Annotated in this window: 21 protein-coding genes and 2 pseudogenes; 18 read left to right on the top strand and 5 right to left on the bottom strand. The window is 29.3% G+C overall.

Translation table 11 applies throughout. The annotated features are described in order from the left end of the window. The first annotated feature begins 4 nt into the window (after positions 1–4). The 14 genes from mgsA (at position 5) to ACFWTK_RS09170 (ending at position 13,270) form a co-directional block, all read left to right on the top strand. Positions 5–376 (top strand): methylglyoxal synthase, encoded by a 372-nt coding sequence (mgsA, locus tag ACFWTK_RS09235; RefSeq protein ID WP_415875731.1) that lies wholly within the window; start codon positions 5–7, stop codon positions 374–376. A 160-nt stretch (positions 377–536) separates the two neighbouring features. After that, the gene (gene rd, locus ACFWTK_RS09230) at positions 537–701 is read left to right on the top strand and encodes a rubredoxin (RefSeq protein ID WP_415875730.1); all 165 of its coding nucleotides are present in this window, start codon (positions 537–539) and stop codon (positions 699–701) included. Positions 702–878: 177 nt separating this feature from the next. After that, positions 879–1,742 carry a CsxC family protein gene (locus tag ACFWTK_RS09225; protein WP_415875729.1) on the top strand — a complete coding sequence of 288 codons (864 nt, stop codon included), beginning with the start codon at positions 879–881 and terminating at the stop codon, positions 1,740–1,742. A gap of 138 nt (positions 1,743–1,880) precedes the next feature. Next, complete coding sequence (locus ACFWTK_RS09220; protein ID WP_415875728.1) at positions 1,881–2,678, top strand: CsxC family protein; 798 nt, start codon at positions 1,881–1,883, stop codon at positions 2,676–2,678. Positions 2,679–2,871: 193 nt separating this feature from the next. Then, positions 2,872–3,501, top strand: a complete 630-nt coding sequence (locus ACFWTK_RS09215) for a DUF4489 domain-containing protein (protein ID WP_415875727.1) — start codon at positions 2,872–2,874, stop codon at positions 3,499–3,501. Between the two features lie 116 nt (positions 3,502–3,617). Beyond that, on the top strand, positions 3,618–4,646 hold the full coding sequence (locus ACFWTK_RS09210) for a CsxC family protein (RefSeq protein WP_415875726.1): 1,029 nt from the start codon (positions 3,618–3,620) through the stop codon (positions 4,644–4,646). A 371-nt stretch (positions 4,647–5,017) separates the two neighbouring features. After that, entirely contained in the window at positions 5,018–5,413 is a 396-nt protein-coding gene (locus tag ACFWTK_RS09205; protein WP_415875725.1) for a DUF4912 domain-containing protein, read from the top strand. Next, positions 5,406–6,989, top strand: coding sequence for a glycoside hydrolase family 57 protein (locus ACFWTK_RS09200; protein WP_415875724.1), 1,584 nt, complete (start codon positions 5,406–5,408; stop codon positions 6,987–6,989). Before ACFWTK_RS09205 ends, ACFWTK_RS09200 begins: the two co-directional genes overlap by 8 nt. 126 nt (positions 6,990–7,115) lie before the next feature. Further along, a complete protein-coding gene (locus tag ACFWTK_RS09195) occupies positions 7,116–8,369 on the top strand; it encodes a M16 family metallopeptidase (protein ID WP_415875723.1) in 1,254 nt (417 codons plus the stop codon). After that, positions 8,369–9,217, top strand: a complete 849-nt coding sequence (recX, locus tag ACFWTK_RS09190; RefSeq protein WP_415875722.1) for a recombination regulator RecX — start codon at positions 8,369–8,371, stop codon at positions 9,215–9,217. Before ACFWTK_RS09195 ends, recX begins: the two co-directional genes overlap by 1 nt. Further along, positions 9,210–10,385: a transglutaminase domain-containing protein gene (locus ACFWTK_RS09185; protein WP_415875721.1), complete on the top strand. Its 1,176-nt coding sequence runs from the start codon at positions 9,210–9,212 to the stop codon at positions 10,383–10,385. The genes recX and ACFWTK_RS09185 overlap by 8 nt, the downstream gene beginning before the upstream one ends. 737 nt (positions 10,386–11,122) lie before the next feature. Further along, complete coding sequence (locus ACFWTK_RS09180) at positions 11,123–11,266, top strand: cyclic lactone autoinducer peptide (RefSeq protein ID WP_415875720.1); 144 nt, start codon at positions 11,123–11,125, stop codon at positions 11,264–11,266. A 92-nt stretch (positions 11,267–11,358) separates the two neighbouring features. Then, positions 11,359–12,711 carry a sensor histidine kinase gene (locus ACFWTK_RS09175; RefSeq protein WP_415875719.1) on the top strand — a complete coding sequence of 451 codons (1,353 nt, stop codon included), beginning with the start codon at positions 11,359–11,361 and terminating at the stop codon, positions 12,709–12,711. Then, complete coding sequence (locus ACFWTK_RS09170) at positions 12,695–13,270, top strand: accessory gene regulator ArgB-like protein (RefSeq protein WP_415875718.1); 576 nt, start codon at positions 12,695–12,697, stop codon at positions 13,268–13,270. Before ACFWTK_RS09175 ends, ACFWTK_RS09170 begins: the two co-directional genes overlap by 17 nt. Here ACFWTK_RS09170 and ACFWTK_RS09165 read toward each other — a convergent pair. From ACFWTK_RS09165 to ACFWTK_RS09150, 4 genes and pseudogenes are all read right to left on the bottom strand, one after another. Next, the gene (locus ACFWTK_RS09165; protein ID WP_415875717.1) at positions 13,267–13,659 is read right to left on the bottom strand and encodes a tetratricopeptide repeat protein; all 393 of its coding nucleotides are present in this window, start codon (positions 13,657–13,659) and stop codon (positions 13,267–13,269) included. The genes ACFWTK_RS09170 and ACFWTK_RS09165 overlap by 4 nt on opposite strands. 91 nt (positions 13,660–13,750) lie before the next feature. After that, a complete protein-coding gene (locus ACFWTK_RS09160; protein WP_415875716.1) occupies positions 13,751–14,560 on the bottom strand; it encodes an ABC transporter permease in 810 nt (269 codons plus the stop codon). Continuing rightward, a pseudogene (locus ACFWTK_RS09155) lies at positions 14,553–14,738 on the bottom strand (spermidine/putrescine ABC transporter ATP-binding protein); the annotation flags it as partial. The pseudogene ACFWTK_RS09155 and the gene ACFWTK_RS09160, both read right to left, overlap by 8 nt. A 29-nt stretch (positions 14,739–14,767) precedes the next feature. Next, complete coding sequence (locus tag ACFWTK_RS09150; RefSeq protein ID WP_415875715.1) at positions 14,768–16,381, bottom strand: recombinase family protein; 1,614 nt, start codon at positions 16,379–16,381, stop codon at positions 14,768–14,770. Positions 16,382–16,662: 281 nt separating this feature from the next. Here ACFWTK_RS09150 and ACFWTK_RS09145 point away from each other — a divergent pair, with 281 nt between their 5' ends. The 3 genes from ACFWTK_RS09145 (at position 16,663) to ACFWTK_RS09135 (ending at position 18,783) form a co-directional block, all read left to right on the top strand. Beyond that, positions 16,663–17,973 carry a transposase gene (locus ACFWTK_RS09145; RefSeq protein ID WP_415874814.1) on the top strand — a complete coding sequence of 437 codons (1,311 nt, stop codon included), beginning with the start codon at positions 16,663–16,665 and terminating at the stop codon, positions 17,971–17,973. 314 nt (positions 17,974–18,287) lie between these two features. After that, positions 18,288–18,455 carry a hypothetical protein gene (locus ACFWTK_RS09140; protein WP_415875714.1) on the top strand — a complete coding sequence of 56 codons (168 nt, stop codon included), beginning with the start codon at positions 18,288–18,290 and terminating at the stop codon, positions 18,453–18,455. Positions 18,456–18,552: 97 nt separating this feature from the next. Next, the gene (locus tag ACFWTK_RS09135; RefSeq protein WP_415875713.1) at positions 18,553–18,783 is read left to right on the top strand and encodes a hypothetical protein; all 231 of its coding nucleotides are present in this window, start codon (positions 18,553–18,555) and stop codon (positions 18,781–18,783) included. 212 nt (positions 18,784–18,995) lie between these two features. On the opposite strand, the gene ACFWTK_RS09130 is transcribed toward ACFWTK_RS09135, so the two are convergent. Beyond that, positions 18,996–19,670: an ABC transporter ATP-binding protein gene (locus tag ACFWTK_RS09130; RefSeq protein WP_415875712.1), complete on the bottom strand. Its 675-nt coding sequence runs from the start codon at positions 19,668–19,670 to the stop codon at positions 18,996–18,998. 306 nt (positions 19,671–19,976) lie between these two features. Here ACFWTK_RS09130 and ACFWTK_RS09125 point away from each other — a divergent pair. Further along, positions 19,977–20,595: pseudogene (locus ACFWTK_RS09125) on the top strand (BadF/BadG/BcrA/BcrD ATPase family protein); the annotation flags it as partial.

Raw genomic sequence — 20,595 nt, 5'->3', positions numbered from 1 at the left:
TTTAATGAAAATAGCATTAATAGCGCATGACAATATGAAAGATGAAATGGTTGAGCTTGTAGAAAGATATAAGGAAGTTTTTAAAAGCCATGAACTATATGGCACAGGTACTACAGGAATGCGTATTAATGAGAAAACTGGGTTAGAAGTTAACAGATTTTTATCTGGTCCTTTAGGAGGAGATCAGCAGATTGGAGCAAGAGTTGCTACAGGAGATATGGATATGGTTATCTTTTTAAGAGATCCATTAACAGCTCAACCTCATGAGCCAGATGTTTCTGCACTTTTAAGAATATGTGATGTTCATGGTGTACCCCTTGCAACAAATGTAGGCTCTGCAGAAGTATTTATAAAAGCGCTTTTGTCTAAAAGATAAGGAAAGTTACTTAAAGTTAAAGCTATTGAACTAGCAAAAGTTCAATAGCTTTATTTTCAATTTAATTAATTAGTAGAATAAACGAATTTTATAAGAATACTTGGTAAAAATACTAGTATGAGTCTATTAAGATTACGATAAAAGCTGAGGAGGAAAAAATATGCAGAAATATGTATGTATACCATGTGGATATATATATGATCCAGAAAAGGGAGACCCAGATAACGGAATTGAACCAGGTACAGCCTTTGAAGATATTCCAGATGATTGGGTATGTCCTATATGCGGAGTTGGAAAAGATCAATTTGAACCAATAGATGAATAATATAAAATATCTTAAGCTTTAGAAAGAGAATGTACTCTTCTAAAGCTTATTTTTTTACTAAAATAATAGAAAAACAAAATTTATAATGAGCATTAGTTGCACATCTATTTTTTAAGAATATTATATTAGTGTGTTATATGAATTTTCCTTAGGAGCAAAAACAGGGAGGCAAAGTATATGTTAAATGAAAATCCTATTAATCCAATAAGTATTGACAGTCAAGTTACTCGATGTAATTTAAAATGTGAATCTGAGGTAGTAGACTCAACTATTTTAAACGAATGTAAAAATCAATATTATATTCCTATGGGGCGTACAGGTCCATTAATAGCTAAAGTTCCCGTAGTATTATCTGAACTAGAAGTGCAAGTTGATGTAGAATCAGAGATAAAGTTACAAGAAGCAGCTTTAGATATTAAAACTGTAGATAAACATGTTTATCTTACTCAGTGCAAACTCATACCTTATACAAATAAACTTTTTATAGCAGGATATGTTCAAAAAAACATACAATATTCCACTGTTAATTGTTCCAATGAATCAAGTGCAAGTGGCAATATACAACATACCACAGTTAATATTCCATTTAAATGTGTAACAAAAATTAAATTTTCCAAGGAACCTATTTATGGAAAAGAGTATAAAGAAAGGTTAAACTCTTTAGACAAAAATATGCTTAGTAAAAATCAACAAGAGGATTCATGGATTCACTACAGTAAACTATATGAACCAATTTACTGTGAATTAGAGCAGGCAAAAATATTAGAAACAGATTTTTTAAATGACCAATGCCAATATTATAATATGGATCCGCATGAAAAACCTATTCTAGAAATAGTTGAGAAAATGGTTATATATATTAGATTAAAGGTATTGCAGAATCAACAAGTTTATATTCCAGAGCCTAATGGGGATGTGCTAATAGTAGAGAAATGCGATAAGGATAAAGATAATGAATATATAAATATAGAAGTTGGATTTGATCCTGAAAGGGGAATGATTGGAAGGGAAGTCTCCATTTATAAGCATGATGAAGAATAGCTCAATTTGAAATGTTGGACATGAGAAAGTAGCAAATTTTGTAGTTGTGAATACTATATTAGTAGGTGTGAAGCTTTAAGATTAGTTTAACTAATTTTGAAGTTTCATATACTAAAGAGTATAAAGGGAGATGGAATAATGATTATAAACAATTCAGCAAATGATTTTGAATGTAATCAACAGAGTGCTGCATGTGAGTCTGCAGTTATTGGACCAGTTACTTTATGTGAATGCGATAGTGAGTGCTTCAAACCTATGGGAAATAAAGGCCCAATGGTAGTTAAAGTTCCAGTTGTGTTATCAGAATGTAAGGTGCAAATAGATGTAGAGGCAGATATTAGGTTAGAGCAGCGTGCATTTGATATAAAAACAATAGATAAAAAAGTATGCTTAACTCAATGCTATCTAGTACCTCACACAAATAAATTATTCCTTAGAGGATATATTCAAAAAAATATCCAATACTCTACTGTGGAATGTGTCAGCGAAGATAGTATAAGTGGTAATGTACAGCATACTACTGTTAATGTTCCTTTCCACTGCTGTACAGCTATTAAGTTGGATAGATATCCTATATACGGAAAGTCTGTAAAAGAAAGATTAACACCTATAGATGATACTATGATTTGTCCAAGTGATGAGGAAGATTCTTGGGTACACTACAACAGATATCATGAACCTGTTTTTTGTGAATTAGAATGGGTAAAGATTTTAGAATCAGATATTTATGATCGCGATAGACGTTGTGCTGAAGGATTTACAGAGGAAAATTGTTTCCGTAGATTCACTGAAAAAATGGTAGTTTATATGGGAATTAAATTATTACAAAATCAACAGGTGTATATCCCAAAACCAGATTATAAAGAATGCGACTATGATGAAGAAGATAAATTTGACGAATGTGAATGTGACAAATGCATGCCAGAAAAATATTGATAAATTTCTGTAACCGTTATGGAAATTAATCATATAGTATATTAGAAGGGTGTGCACTTTTTAAAAACTAAAAAGTATATAATGCAGAAATATTAAAAGTAGACTAGCTATCTATAAAATTGATAAGAGAAGTGCCGCTTTCCAAAAGTTAAAAAATTAGACACGCTAGGATAATAGAGGTGGATTTTATATTATGAAAGTTTATTACGACTATGAAGACAAACGCGATTATGAGAAATGTGATTGCCGTGAGGAAAAGAAATGCTACAAAAAAGACGATTATGATAGATATGATAAATGCGGTTATTATGAGAAATCATGCTGTGATGAGCACAAGTATGAAAAATGCTGCCCTAAAAATCCATGCCCTTATCCAATAATTTTCGAATGCGCTCAAGGGACAGGAACAACAATACCAGGAACTGACACAGGTACAACACGTTTTGAACCTAGATCATTAGGATGTGTTACTATTGACACAACTTGTTTAAAAAATCCAGTAGTATTATTCAATTTTAGTGCTATTATAAGGCATATAAATCTTGATGATGTAGCTGTTCCAACTAGATTAACTTTTGCATTATTCAAACAATGTGAAAATGGCGATGAAATACAATGTGGAACTTGGGACTATGTAATTGACTTTAGAGATAGTCGTGAACAGATTACTAATTCTTATAGCTTTAGCCACTGTGAATGCAATAGCTGCCCAGGATGCTGCACTTACACGGTTAAGATAATTGCAGCCGTAAATGGAGATCCTGATAATATTCTTGATGTAAGCAATTCAACACTTTCAGTTTTTGCTAAATCAGCTTGCTAAATAATATAAACTTTCTTCTGTTAGAATTTATACTCTAACAGAAGTTCAAGTATAAGGAAACCTCTATTCCGAGGTTTCCTTGAAATTTATAGCACTAATAATAGGGAGGATATTATATGTCAAAAAAACATAAACATAATCATCACAGTGACCATGATGATAAAGTGTATTCAGCGGAAGATTTGACATCAGAGCAAAAATTGGCTGCAGTTATTATAATTTTAAAAGCATTAATTGAAAAAATCAAAGAAAGCAACATGAGAATAAAAGAAGTTCCAAAGGATAGTATAGATTTAAAAAAGGAATATAATACATTAGATACATATGAAAATAACGAAGGATCTCATGATGTAGAAGTTATAAAAAAAATGGATGATATAGATCCTGTAAATAATTCAAGTAAACTCTATGATACTGAAGATGTTATAGAAGAAGATAGTGCAAGTGAGCTAGAAGATAGAGATTATGAAATCATCCCAAGTTCAAAGGTTATATCTTGTGAAAGTACTACCATTGAACTTGTTAGGAGCGAGGAGTTAAATAGCAATCTATCATTTAAGTCGGGAGTAGCTAAAATACCTATTGTATTGTCAGAATTTGAGATGCATATTTTTATAGAAGCACTTATAAAATTTCCAGAACCTGTTTTTCAGATAAAATCCTTAGAAAAAAGTGTTTTTTTAAGTAAATGCGATTTAATCCTAGGTACAGATAAGCTATTTATAAAAGGCTTTTTAAAGGAAGACATAGAATATGCCACTGCAAGTAATATTAGAACACATACAATCAGTGGAGATATAAAAAAAGCTACTTTCAATATTCCTTTACAATGTTCTACAAAGGTTTCTTTTACAGTCCCACCAATAATTCGAAAAGACCTTTCAATGATAGAATTAGAAGTTATCAATCCTGATAAAAATGGCACAGACATTGGTGAAAAAGATTATGAATACTTTAAATTCCTTAATGAAAAAATTTACTGCAAATTAAATGAAATAAAAATAATGGAAACAAACATAAAAGAAAATATAAGTCTTTTACAAGATACATTAGAAGACGCGGAAACTTTTAAAGGTATGCGGAAAAAAGTAATATTAGCTTTAAAACTTAGCCTAATTCAGAATCAGGAAATATTTAATCAGTAGCAAAAATTATTTAATAAAACTGAAGTTAAAATAACATTAGAAGTTAAGAGGTTTAGAAGTGAATAAAAATCTAAACTTCCTAAACTTCTAATTTTTTTAATATAAAAACTCTAGGAATATAGTTAGATGAAGAAAATCTAAGGAAGTTTTGTATCCTATATAGATTATAACAGCTTCCATTATGATTATAAAAATTAATAAAATCAGTAGCTTAAAAAATGGAGAAGAAAATTTACTTTTTAGCATAAAGGTCTCCTAAAAATTACTATATATTATTTTATGCTAAAAGGGTAAGTTATATATATTAAGTAAGTGACATATATTCCAAAATAAGGTATAATAGAATAAATTAGGTAAGCGAGGTGATAAATATGACACAATATGAAAAATCTAATGTAGTACTTATGGTTCAAAGTGCTCATGTAGTATTTTGTTATTATAATGTTTCTCCTATGACTATAAAAGAATTCGAGGATATTTATGGACAAGATTCTTGGAAAAATTCTAAGCCTATCTTAAAGGTTTGTGAAGTAAAAGATGGAATTACAAGAGAGATAGAAACAATACATTTGGATAGTTTCGCAGATAATTGGTACATTAATTTAAAAGAATCTAATTTAAATGTGTTTGTAAAGCTTGGAAGGCTTTTGCCTACAGGAAAATTTGTATCTGTTGCTGCTTCAAATAGTGTGACTACTCCAAGGGATACAGAATCAGAAAATACAGAGGTGCATTATATAAATATAAGGGGGAATAGACTTGACTAAAGGATATGTTTCACTAGTACTTCACAGCCATATGCCATTTATAAGACATCCAGAAGCGGAGGATGCTCTTGAAGAAAGATGGTTATTTGAGGCTATGAGTGAATGCTATATACCATTGATTGAAGTATACGATGGTTTAATAAAGGATAATATAAAATTTAAGATTACTATGTCCATAACACCGCCTCTTATGTCTATGCTGGAGGATGAATATTTAAATAATAGATATATTCAATATCTAAAACAATCAATAGAGTTAACAGAAAAAGAGATTGTTCGTACAAAGGAGGATAAGGAATTACAAAAACTAGCTATTTTTTATAATAATAGATTTAAAAAGATATTATCTATATATAAGTCTTATGACTATAGGCTTATGAATGCATTTAAAAAATTTGATAAACTTGGATATTTAGAAATAATAACCTGCTCAGCTACTCATGCCCTTCTTCCTCTTATAAGTATAAATCCAGAGGCTGTAAGAGCTCAAATTGCTACAGCTGTGAAATCTTATACAGATTGTATAGGACATGAACCGAAAGGCATATGGCTTCCAGAATGTGCTTATGATTATTCTTTAGATGATATATTAAAGAAATATGGAATAGAGTATTTTATTTCTGAAAGCAAAGCTATATTACATGCTGAACCTAGACCTAGATATGGAACTCATGCGCCTATTGCTACCTCTAATGGAATATGCGCTTTTGGCAGAGATATGGAATCCTCAAGGCAGGTTTGGAGCAGTTTTATGGGGTATCCAGGAGATTTTAATTATAGAGAGTTTTATAGGGATTTAGGCTATGATGCACCTATGGAATACATAGCTCCATATATAAATAGAGCAGGAATAAGAGTTGATACTGGAATAAAATATTATAAAATAACTGGAAAGACAGATATTAAAGAGTACTATAACAGAGAAAATGCTATAAGAAAGGCTAAAGAACACGCAGCTCATTTTGCAGAAGGAAGGAACTATCAAATAGTTTCTCTGCATCAGGATATGGAAGTTAAACCTATAATAGTTTGTCCTTATGATACAGAATTATATGGCCATTGGTGGTTTGAAGGACCGGATTTTATAAATGAATTTATAAGGAAAAGCTCAGAAGATTGGATATACTATGAGCTTACTACTCCAGGAGAATATTTAAAAAAGTACCCTGTGGTTCAATGCTGTAGACCGTGCCCATCAAGTTGGGGAGAAAATAGTGATTATTCAGTATGGCTAAATCCATCAAATCACTGGGTATATAAGGATCTTCATAAGTGCGAACAAAAAATGATAAGACTTTCAAATACTTATTTGGAATCAAGAGGGCTTGAAGAAAGAGCTTTAAATCAAGCTGCAAGGGAACTTATGTTAGCAGAATCCTCTGATTGGCCTTTTATAATAAAGAACAATACCGCTGTAGAATATGCAATAAAAAGAATAAATATTCATGTTGATAGGTTTAATAAATTATATGAACAGATAACAAAAGCCTCAATAGACGGAAGGTGGCTTTCCAGCATAGAAGAATTAGATAATATCTTTCCTAACATAGACTATAGAATATATAAGTCTAGGTAAATTGCGAAGCATCCTTTCGCAATTTTTCTTTTTATTTTATTAAATATAAACTATAATAGTTTTTATAGAATATAGATTAGATCAAATACATCATTTAGGTTAAAACTGGTTGAAAAGGGAGATTATATGAACAGAGGAATTTTTGATTTAAAAACATACACTTTAGATAATGGGCTTAAGTTAGTAACAATAAAAAAGGATACCCAGCTGGCAGCTATTCATGTAGGAGTTAAGATAGGATCAATATATGAGAAGAAAGAAGAAAAAGGTATAGCACATTTTGTCGAACACATGATGTTTAAAGGAACCAAAAATAGGGATAATGAAGAATTGAACGAAGAGTTGGAACAAAGAGCAGGTGAGTATAATGCTTATACGGATTATGATTGTACAGTATACAGTATAACTGCTTTAAATGATGAAGTAGAGAATTCTTTAAAGCTATTTTCTGATATGCTCATAAATTCAACTTTCCCAAAGGAAGAGATAGAAAAGGAAAGAGGAGTAATTTTAGCAGAAATAAGAACAGGTAAAGATGATGTTGAAGATTACAGTTATAGGAAGACTATGGAGAATGCTTTTAAAAATAGCTCTATAAAGATAGATACTATTGGAAAGGAAAGTACAGTTAAATCTTTTACAAGAGAGCAGTTGTTTAACTTTTATAAAACTTATTATGTACCTAATAATGCATATATAAGTATAGTTTCTCCACAAGAACATGATGATATCTTTAACCTAGTTAATAAATATTTTGCTTATTGGAAAAAAGGAGAATTTGTTAGAGAAAATGTAATAGTAGAAGACAATATACCTGCAAAAATTGTTTCGTATAAAAAAGACATTGAGCAGAGCACTATAGTTTATTTATATACTTTTCATAATTTAAGTAAGCAGGAGGAGCTTGCTCTTAGAATACTCAATTATAAGCTGGGGGAAAGTGCTAACTCCATATTATTTAGAAAGTTAAGAGAAGAAAGAGGACTAGCTTATGATATTTATTCTGATTTAAATACTACAAAATCTGTAAAACTCATGAGCATATATACTGCTGTAAATGAAGAAGATGTAAAAGAGGCTCTAAAAATAATAAACAATATTATACACGACATAAATAATGAGAAAATAGTTTTAGATAATAATAATATAAATCTAATGAAAAAGGTCCTAAAAACCGCAGTAGCAGGTACATTGGAGGATTCCACTCAGCTTTCAAACTATATACTTCATCAGATTATAGATGAAGAAGATGTATATGAATTTGTAGATGATATAAACAATATGGAAAAGATAAAAAGTGAAGATATATATAAAGTAGCAAGAAAGGTTTTAAAGAATCCAACAATACACATATTACTTCGAGAAAAGAGTGGTAGGTAGTGGAAAAGGCTATAAGCAAGATAGAAGTACAAAAAAATGACAAAAGTAGAGTTAACGTATTTATAGATGAAGAATTTGCATTTGCATGCAGTGCAGACTTGGTTTATCATTATAGTTTAGAAAAAGGAAAAAAAGTAGATTTAGACTTGTTAGAAGAAATAATTGAAGAAGATAATTATTTAAAAGGTAAAAATTATGCTCTTAAGGTAATAGAGAAAAGCTATAAAAGCAAAAAGGAGATGGAAGATAAGCTTCTTAATAAAGGGTACGGAGAAAAAACTGTTATTAGAATAATAGCTTTCCTTAAAGAATATAATTTCATAAATGATGAAAAATATGCAGAAACATTTATAAAAGAAAAGCTTTCTTCTAATGGGAAAAATAAAATAAAATATCTTCTTTTAAAAAAAGGTATAAGTGAAGATATTATACAAAATAAACTTAACAGCATTAAAGAAGATGATGAAAAGGCCCATGCTTTAAAATTAGCAGAGAAAAAGTATGTTTCTTTAATTAAATCGGAAAGCAGTTTTGAAAAAATATATAAGAAACTAGGAGATTATTTAGTAAGCAGAGGTTATGATTTTGACATAGTAAAAAGTACATTAAATGAAGTAATAAAAAGAGAGGATTTATTTTCACATAATTTACAACAAGGAGATTATTCAAGAGAGGAAGACGACTTAGAAGTGCTTAAAACTTTAGCGGAAAAAAGGTATAATATATTAATTAAGTCGGAAAGAGATCCTGAAAAGTTGTATAGAAAGCTAAGCCAGTATCTTATTAGAAGAGGATATAGGTGGGAGTATGTTAAAAAAATATTAAAGGAAATATGGAGCAATGAATAAAATAATGGAAGTTATAGTACAAAATCCAGTAGATATAGGATTAATAATAATTTTTTTATATCCTATTGTAAAAGGATTTTTATTTAAATTTTCATCAAAAAATTTAAAAAATGATATAGAGGATGCATCAAGCTATAGTGCTTTTATAATAGGTTCTATATCAGGAGTATATCTATCTAAAGGAATATTTATTAATCGGAATAGGGAAGTATATAAAAAAATATATGACTGTATTCCAGATAGTATTATATCTTTGATACAGAATAGACCTATGTTTATTTATATAGTAATTATGCCTATTACTATATTTATAATATATAAAATAGTAGAAATAACTATAGGAATTGTAAATAGGATTACTATATATCCCCTATTAGATAGAATTGAAACTTGGATGAGAGAGAAAAGCAGTTGCACAAAGAGAATTCTAGGGTCTTTATTTCAACTTCCTAAAGCAGTATGTTATGTATTACTTAGCACCTTTGTATTAAATTTACTTACAATGGCAGACATAAGTGAGGATTATAATAAAAGTTTACAAAGATCAATGGTATATGAATTTTTGAGCAACGAAATAGTAAGTCCTATAACAAATTCCAATTTTGCAAAGCAACTTCCTAATATAATTAATGATTCTTTTAAGATAGTAGTAAAGAATGATTTAGAAAAACAAGCCAATAATTCAAGTGGTACTATTGTCTATTATAACGGCATAACTCTAGAAGAGGGGCTTAAATCAAATGAAGAAATAGATAATTTTGCTAGAAATCTGGTAAAAGATAAAAAGACAACTAGAGCAAAGGCGAAGGCCATTTATGAATGGATTGGCAAGAATGTTGAATATGATTATGATAAAGTAGAAAAAATACTAAATAATGATTTTAGCATAAAATCTGGAGCTATTAATACTTACTATACAAGAAAAGGGATTTGCTTTGATTACGCATGCCTTTATTCTGTCATGGCAAAGGCAAATGGAATTAAAGTAAGAATTATTACAGGAGAAGGTTTTAACGGTACATCTTGGGTTAGTCATGCATGGAATCAAGTTTACATTGAAGAAGAGGAGCGTTGGATAAATGTAGATACTACTTTTTATAAAGGTGGAAATTATTTTGATAGTACTATATTTAAACTTGACCATAGAAATGAGAAAATAGCAGCTTAATTTTTAATAAGGAGGTTTTGGCTTAGGCAAAGCCTTCTTATTAAAATTGTTAAAGGATAAGTATTAAAATTAAAACAATATTGACATATTTTTTATATGATGTATTATATTATTAAGAAGGAGTTACATAATTATACATAATTTGTCTAAAAAGTCAAACGCATAAATAAATTTTTTAAAAAGATTGTACTTTTATGTGAGGACTACTTTTTTAAATAGTGATTTTATTTAAACATTATATGTATAATAAAAGCTTCTCCGTAACTATTGCTGTAGGTGACTCTAGGTTTTGGCATTATAGAATAAGCTAAAGCATATTTTGCATCTCTATATGAACTGATACAAATAATAAAAAAATAACTAATCGACTTTCATAATCTATAACAAGCCATATGTAATGGCGCTTACCATTTATAAATACAAAAATTTCATATGCACACTATTCGTCAAGAGTTAACGAGTCCACATATCTTGGCAACTTATTAAATTTTAAGTACACGTTAAGCTTTTAGTCCAATTTGCAATAGTCCCATGAGATACTTTCAAATTAAAGCTTTTAAACAAATATTGAGATATGTGTTTTATGGATATTTCATTTTTGTTAGCTTTGTTCATTGATTTCTCTCTTCCTTCTGATAAATAACGTGCTTGTGTTAAATCTATTGTATTCCAATAGATTGAGGGAAATCTATGTTCATATAACAAACATAATTAAATAATTTAGGGGGTATTTTGTTATGAAAAAATTATTAAAAGTTCTTCAAAACAACTCTTTAAGACTGCTAGGGTGCCTAGCTTTAGTGATAGGTGTCAGTGCAGCTTCAAGTACTTCAGCTTTATTATTGCATCAACCTCAATGTCCAAAAGAGCTTATTAAATAAAAGCACTGTTTAATAAGCATATTGGATGGATATGAGATGCTTGTCAAATATATAATCAATAAGCATCTCATATTTTTAGGAGGATAGTACATATGGACGTAAAAAATTTTTTTGTGGAAATGTTAATTTGCACCATTGAAGCGGTTGATATAATTTTAATATATTTAACATTAATACAAAAGTTGTATTATTTTAAGAAGGAAAAGTTAAAAATAGTGTTGTTTGTATTAATTTATGCCATATTTTCTAGTTGGATTTCAATTTCTGTTCCAACTGTATATCACACTTTTTTTATTATGGTATTAGTTGTGATGGTATTATCAATGCTCACCTCAACAAAAATAAAAGTTTCTTTTATAGGGGTGCTTGCTTACCATATATATTTTATAGTCTTTGAATTAATTGCTATGGTTTTAGCTTCTAATATAAGTGGAATTAATCTTTTTAATGCAGAAGAACTACAAAGGATAAGACTTCCATTTGCTGTGTCTGTAAAGATTGCGGAAGGATTATTATTTATGGCTACAGTAGGTAGGAGTGATAAGTATACTTTAAATTTATCCGATAGTGATATAAATGATGGAAATATTGCTTATTGGGCTTTAAATATGGTGCTTGTAGGATTAGTTATTATAAGCGTTAATTTTATTAACTCAAATAGGGTCAATATGCTATTATATAATATCTTATTATTTTTATTATTTGTCTTTTTTTTAATAATCGGAATAATTAACTATAAGAAGATGTTAGAATTAATGAATATAAAACATAAATATCAAGTTAAAGAAGAATATATAAATAATCTTGAAGCTATAATGGATATAATTAGAAGAGAAAAACATGATTTTTCTAATCATATAAATACAGTGTATGCTATGTGCGTTTTAAATAAGCCAGATACCACCGAAAAGATAAAGAATTATTTAAAGAATTCTATTGCTAACTTAAATTCTTCCTATAAATTTTGCGATACAGGAAATACATATATAGACGGATTGATTGCTGTTAAGAGCAATTATGCTTTTGAAAATAATATTTGTTTAGATGTAGACTTTGAGTCTTCCTTAGAGGCATTGGATATAAACGATAATGACTTAGTTGCAATTATATCAAATATTATAGATAATGCATTTCAGGCAGTTTTGAGGGATACAAGGGAAAGAAAAAAAGTAGTTTCTTTATATGGGTATATAGAAAATGATAAGTATAACTTGTCTATAGCTAATAATGGACCAATGATACCAGAAGAATCTAAAACTAGAATATTTGAAAAGGGATTTTCTACTAAAATCGACAATAAGAATGACCATGGCTTTGGATTATTTATCGTAGAACAGCTTGTTAAGAAGAACAGAGGAGAGGTTACATTTTTTAGTTCAGAAGAAGAAACGGAGTTTCTCATTATCTTAAAACTAAAGAAGGGATATTATGAAAAAGATAGCTAAAAAATTAACAAATGTTATATATGAGAATAATTCTTCTTTAACCAATATAGAGCTAAAAAAGATTGAATTTGGATTAGAGTGTTTTTTAAGCGAAATTTCTAAGATATTAATATATTTAGCAGTTTTCAGCATATTATCTCTTACAAAATATTTCTTATTAGCTTTATTATCCTTTACCATATTAAGATCTACGGCAGGAGGATATCATGATAATACATATTTACAATGTCTTATAAATAGTTTTATTTTAATGTGCATTATTATTATGTGTGGAACTAAACTTACCTTGTCAACTTATGTAAAAGGTATAATTATATTATTATCTATTGTGCTTATTATTATTTATGCACCAGTTGATCATTATAATAAGCCTATAATAAGTGAAAGTAGACGTAATCGTTTAAAAATTATTTCACTATGCATATTTATTTTATTAGCAGGCATAAGTATCTTTTTGAGAGGAAGTGCAGGAAAAGTTATTTTATTTTCTATATTTGTAGAAAGCATAACTCTTCCTTTGGGTTACTATTTTAATAGAAAGGAAAAAGTAAAGTATTAGCTACTTTTATAGCTGTTAACAATTAAATTTATAGCTTTTTCACATTCATAATCTTCATGGTCTAAAGCCCAAGCAGTATTAAAATATATTAAAGCTTTCTTTAAATCCTTGAGCATTGCGTAGCAGTAGCCTAAATTAAAGAAGTATCTACTATCTTCCTTTTCTTTTATGGCAGATTTTAATAGAGGTATAGCTTTTTCATAGTTGTTAAGTTTTATAAAGCATACAGCAATATTATATAATGAAGCTGAGGTGTTTTCGCTAAACTCCACAGCTTTTTTATATGCGGCTATGGCTTTTTCGTACTCTTTATTATTATATAAGTCATTAGCTTTTTCAAAGTAACTCATATTTTCCTCCTTAAAATCCAGTAAAAAATAATTAAACATGAGCGTATATTTATATCGGTGCTCATGTTTAATTATTATCAGATTTTAGAGAAAATATTCTCAAATATAGAAAGTATTTATAAAATATTTTCTAATTTTTGTGAGTACTTCCTTGTACTAGACGCTTTTCAAGTATAGCTACAATTTGATACATAAAGAAGGCTAATATTGAAAGTATTAATATACTCATCATAACCATATCTAATTGAGAAACCTGACCGCCAAATATAATTAAGAAACCTAAACCATCTTTAGCTACTAAAAATTCTCCCATAATTACTCCTACCCAAGAGAGACCAACATTTATCTTTAAAACAGATATTAAGGTAGGAAAGTTAGCTGGTATTATAAGATAACGTAAAATTTGAAATTTTGTTGCTCCAAAAGTTTTTAAAAGTTTAATTTTATCTTTGTCTACTGCTCTAAACCCATTTAATATTCCTAATATAGTTGTAACTATACATATTAAAAGTGTAACTAGCACTATAGCTTTTACTCCATTTCCTACCCAGAATATAATAATAGGGGCTAGGGCGACTTTAGGAAGAGCATTTAAAACTACAAGATAAGGATCCAGCACATCTGAAGCAAAATCTGACCACCATAAGAGAGTGGCTATAATAGTACCTAGTATTGTGCTCAATATAAAGCCTAGAACAGTTTCTCCGCATGTAATCAAAATATGCTTAAATAAGGTACCTTCACTATATATTTTTACTAAGCTTTTCCACATCCTAGATGGGGTGCTAGTTAGGAAGGGGTCTATTAAGCCTATGTCGCCAGCTATTTCCCAAAATGCGAATATAGCAACCAAAATCAATATTCTCACAGACATTATCTTTCTTCTGTTTTTCTTTATCTGATTTATATAATTTTGGTGTTCTAAGCTAAAATTATTCATTTAAATCCATCTCCTTCCAAATAGTGTTAAAATATACCCTAAAGTCAGGAGATTCTCTGCATTTTAATGGAGAGTCGTTTTCTTTGCATAATTCAATATCCACTATTTTTTTTATTCTAGCAGGTCGTTTAGATAAAATTATTACTCTGTTAGACATAGAAATAGCTTCTGCTATATCTATATAAATGTAACTATATAAAAAAGAGATTAGTCAGCTCCTAATAGCTTTATCTTTAACTTCTCTCCATCCCATACAATTTCTTTAACAATGCTCGTAAGTAATTTTTTCTTGATATCAAAATCCATAGTATCTACATTAGCTTTAAATTTACTTAATTGCTGCTGCAGTATTTCCAAATTTATTTTTTCTACTAGAGTATTATTATTTTCTTCTTCAATAGCGTTAAGTTTAAGCCTAAGGCTATTTAAGTCTTTATCCAATTTTTCAATTTGTTTTATAATGTAAGGTGCAGAAGTGGAAGAAGAATTTTGAGCAAGCTGTATAGTCAAATTTTCTATGGATTTTTCTAAGTTTTTTATATTATTTTCTAACTTTTCTTTCTCATTGTCTACATTTTTAAAATTACTATTTATTTTCTTTTTAGTTTTATCTAATTTTTTAGCAAGTGCTCCTCTGTTAACAGCTAGTCTTTTTAGTTCCTCTATTACTAGTTTTTCAGCTTCAGCTCCATTAAGATTAGGTATATTACATTGGGTTTTCCTTGAACGTTCTTTTAGTCGGCACTTATAGTAATGATGTTTAACTTCACCGTTACTATATTTATAAACTGCTCTTAGTTTATTACCACAGTGAGCACACACAAGTAAGGGAGTTAATAAAGAAATTCGACTAGTTCCTTCTCTTGGAGCTTTGACGCTATTTTTATTTAATAGATTTTGAACTATTATCCAATCTTTAGATGAGATAATTCCTCTATGCTTACCAATAGATACAATCCACTTAGATGTATCGCGGAGTTTCAAACTTTTACCAGGTTTAACAATTCTTTTATTATAGACCATGGCTCCATTAATGCCATTAAAATCATCTATTTTAGAGGCTATGTCCATGTTTTTTGATATACAGTATTCATAAAAAAGCTGATCAGCCATAACATAGACAGGGTTAGTTAATATAAATATAAGTGATGATGTGTTAAAGTTATTGCCATTTCTAGACTTTATATTATTCTCAAAGCAGTATCCTTCCAATTTATGAATTCCACCAAGCTCAATATATTTTTCAAATAAGAGCTTTACTGTTTCAAGCTCTTCGGGAATAGCAGTGAGCTTATACATCTTTCTAGGCTTCATTTCGCTGTCAAAGTATCTTATAGCTTCACTTTTGAATCCAGTAGGGGTTTTGCCACCAAGCCATCTTCCAGTACGAGCTAGCTGGTACATATTATCTTTTATACGCTCAGCAATAGTTTCACGTTCCAGCTGAGCAAATACACTTGATATATACATCATAGCTCTTCCCATAGGAGTTGAGGTATCAAACTGTTCTTTGATTGAAATAAAGTCTATATTAAGAGCTTCCAGCTGATTTATAAGGGTAGAAAAATCAGATATGTTTCTGCTAATTCTATCTAGTCTGTAGCAAATCAGGACGTCGAATTTTTTAGCTTTAGCATCCTTTAACATTCTTTTAAACTGAGGCCTATCTATATTACTACCGCTAAAACCTTCATCTTCGTATACCATATATTCAGTTATGTTCAATTTAGCAGCATGTTCCTTACATAATTGCACTTGATTCTCAATGGATTCGCCTTTCCCTGTAAATTTAGATTTTCTAGAGTATATAGCTGCTTTCATCATTATCACTCCCTATAAAAAATAAGATTAGATTTTTATCTCATCTTATTTAAAAAGCTTTAAACTACTGATATTTATAACATTTTTACTCTTAACAAATTAATTTTATCACCTCCAATATCAGATATAATAGCCTTGAGCATAACTCTAAGGCCTTGGTATTACTAGCCCGTTAGGGCTAATTTTTTTTATCACTCAAATATATATCATAGGATTTTCTCACATTTTTGTCGAATTTTATAAGTACTAAAAATAAAATTATTAAAAAGGAGAAAATCTCTATGTACCAACGTCAAGAAATCTTTAACATAATTGAACTTTTTACTTCTCAAAAGCTTATCAATTTTTATACGAAAATCTTCGATAACCTTGATTTATCCTCATTACCCGATAGGGTGCCTTCTAAATATGGCCCTACAGGCTTTTCACGACATGCTCTTTTCAGAGCCTTCATTGTCATGAAATGTGAGAAGTTTGCCCAAATTACTGATCTTAAAGATTTTTTAGAAAATAATTTAATCATAGCCCAGCTTTGCGGTTTCAATATTCTTAAACCATTACCTTCATACTGGGTTTTTCAGAGATTTATTAAAAATTTATCTAACTCTTATCTTAAAGAAATCATGAAAAAACAAGTTAACGTTCTTAAAGAGTTAGGGTTTATTGACAACAATTTTATATCAGTTGATGCCACTCCTGTTAAAGCTAATACTAAATTTAATAATCCTAAATGTTTTTCAAATAACAAATTTTCTAAAAACAATCCTCCATCTTCTGATAAAGATTGTAGGTTAGGAGTTCATACCGCTAATAACTCCATGAATGTTCAAGTTTCAGAAGATAAGCCCAATAATTCAAAGAAAAAATATGAATTCTATTGGGGATACAAAAATCATGTTATTTGTGATGCTATATCTGGTCTGCCTATTGCTGAATTTACTACAACCGCTGATGTCAATGAAATTTCTAACCTTATAGAAATTCTTACTGCTACAAATGAATGGTTTTCACTCAAAGGCAGTTACATTATTGCTGATAAAGGCTATGATTCAAAGCAAAATCATGATTTTATTCGCAATACCCTTAAAGGTCTTGCCTTCATTGCCTTAAATAAGCGTGGTACTAAGAAAAATAACTTAACATCCACTGGTAATGTTATATGTGATGGCGGTTTAGCTATGCATAAAGATGGTAAACAATATTTTGATTCCTATATTAAGCAAAAGTTTTGCTGCCCTTATAGAACTTCTAAAGATGATTCTTTATGCCCATGTAAACATGAAAAATTCTTTAACGGTAAGAAAAACAGAGGTTGTGTAAAATACATAAGCATTGGCACTGATTATAGAGCCTCTATAAATCGTGATTCTATATTTTTTAAGAAAACATATAGTCTAAGAACTGAATCGGAAAGATACAATTCTAGATGGAAAAATCTTAATACTGAACAAGCTTATGTTAAAAATATTAACTCTGTTACTAATCTGAATACTATAGGACACATTTGTCTTTTAACTGTTGCAATTGCTGCTATAAAATCTGGTTGTGTTGATAAATCAAAATCCCTATCGGCACTAAGAAGAACAGCTTAAATAAGTTATATTAAAATTTTTAAGCATCAATTTTACCAAGGGGATAGTCTGCCCTTTTTTTGTTTCTTTCATTTCAATTTAAGTTCCATTTTAGATAGTTAAGCTACGCTTAGTAAAAATTGTAATAATTTAACTTTTATTGTTTTATTTTTTATTTAATTATGCTCATATCTAAGATATAAAGCATTTCCTTCTGCTTGATGAAGATTATTTATTTTCATTTCAGTTTTTACTTTTCTCATTATCTATTAAAGATGTCATAGGGAAATATTTTAAAACATATTATGTTATAAAAAGGAATAGGGGGAGTTAACATGGCTAAGAAAAAGATTGCAGTGGAAATTGTTAATCCAGAAGCGCTAGAAGTGGCCAGCATCAACTTCACTAATGCCTTGTTTGACATTTGGTGGGAGCATAAAAAGGAAAAATCTAAAGAGTTTATAATAGAAGATCCAATTAAAGATAAGAAATTAAATGGCTGACTTACAAATTATAAAAACCTTTTAGCATACAAAATTAGAGGAATTTTATAATATTTATAGAATATTTTTTATTATCAGAAGTGAAAGGGGGAATAATATGAAAATAGAATTAGAAGATAGCAAGTTAATCATTGTATTAAGAACTTTGATAAATGAGCATATGGAAGCTAAACGTTATTATGAGGATTATACAGCAGAAGAGGATAGAGTTGGAATTACAAGTCCTGAAGAAATAGAAGAGATTTATAACAGTATTCTTAAACAAGCGCAGGAACAAGGAAAATTTACAGCTTTATCTCCTATAGGAATAGAAAAAAATAAGTCTTAGAGCTAATCTAAGGCTTTTTATTTTACTAGAATTCGTTTAAGTAATTTTATAGATATGGTATTACATAAGGTTAAAAAATGAGCTGATGTCAGTTTGTCTATTTTATAAAGTATATGTTACTGAGTTATAAAGTAGTTATTGTAAGTATAAAGTATATATGTTACTAAATTATAAAGTAGTTATTGTAAGCATAAAGTATATATCTTACTGAATTATAAAGTAATTAGTGTAAGTATAAAATAGTATATATAATAATGTAGGAATTTTTTTGATAGTAATATTTTTATAAAAATATATTCTGCTATATCATGTGTAACCATAATAGCAGTTTTCTTCTCATGCTTTATAATTTTAAATATTTCATCACTTGCATTCAGTCTACTTTGATAATCAAGAGCAGAGAAAGGTTCATCTAATAGAAGTATACTAGGGTCTAAGGCAAGAGTTCTTATTAAAGCTACCCTTTGGCGCATTCCTCCAGATAACTGATTCGGATAGTGACTTCTAAAATCCCAAAGGTTATAATCCTTAAGAAGTTTTGTAATTTTAGTTTCATTTTCTTTATTTACTTTATGTTGTATTTTAAGACCTAAAAGTACATTATCCCATACGGTTAGCCACTCAAATAGATGATCCTTTTGAAACATATATCCTATTTTTAGATTGGCTTCAATAAGGCTTTTATTATCCACTAATACTTCACCCTTTGATGGAGTTAAAAGTTGTGCAATAATGTTTAGGATAGTAGATTTACCACAGCCTGAAGGTCCTACAATACTTACGAATTCGCCGTCATATATTGAAAAAGAAACATCTTCTAATGCCTTAGTTTCACCTTGTAAAGTATGATAGTTCATATAAACATGAGATATCCTTAATTCTTTCATAACATCAACTCCTAAGATGTTCTAATTCATTATATGAATTACAACAAATAATGTTAAAGCATAGAGAGTATTAATAGATAATAAAAACAAATCATAGATTAAAATAGCTAATTCATATTAATATTAATAAATCAAGAATATATTCAAAAAATGTGAGAAAAAGGAGCAAAACCTGATATTGAAAAAAATAATTAAAAACTTTATAATTAGTTAATTGACGAGTTTAATTAAAATAATTTATGCTTGAAGAGGTTATTTATACTTCTTTAAAGCATGTATAAAAATAAAAAGAGTAGGAAGGAAGATATGAGGAAAAAATTACATTTAGGATTGGATATAGGTTCAACAACAGTTAAATTTAGTGGCTTTGAATGAGAATGATGATTTAATCTATGGTAGATATAGACGGCATTTCTCAGATATCAAAAGCACTATTGTTGATTTAATTGAAGAAGCATATACAAAATTTAGTGATAGCAGAATAACTATAATGATAACAGGTTCAGGTGGACTTGCAGTATCCAAATGGCTAGATGTACCTTTTATCCAAGAGGTAATTGCATCAACTAAGACTGTAGAAAGATTTATACCTGAAACAGATGTAGTTATTGAGCTTGGTGGAGAAGACGCTAAAATAACCTATTTTAAAGATGGTATAGAGCAACGAATGAATGGAACATGTGCAGGAGGTACTGGAGCATTTATAGACCAAATGGCATCACTGCTTCAAACTGATGCTCAAGGGTTAAATGAAATGGCCAAGAAGCATAAAGTAATCTATCCTATAGCTTCACGATGTGGGGTTTTGCAAAGAGCGATATACAACCTCTTTTAAACGAGGGAGCGGCAAAGGAAGATTTAGCAGCTTCTGTATTTCAAGCAGTAGTTAATCAGACTATTAGTGGACTTGCCTGCGGTAAACCTA

The organism is Clostridium sp., assembly GCF_047777555.1.
In the GTDB taxonomy this organism is placed as follows: Bacteria; Bacillota; Clostridia; order Clostridiales; family Clostridiaceae; genus Clostridium_H.
This window is presented reverse-complemented; position numbering and strand designations above follow the sequence as displayed.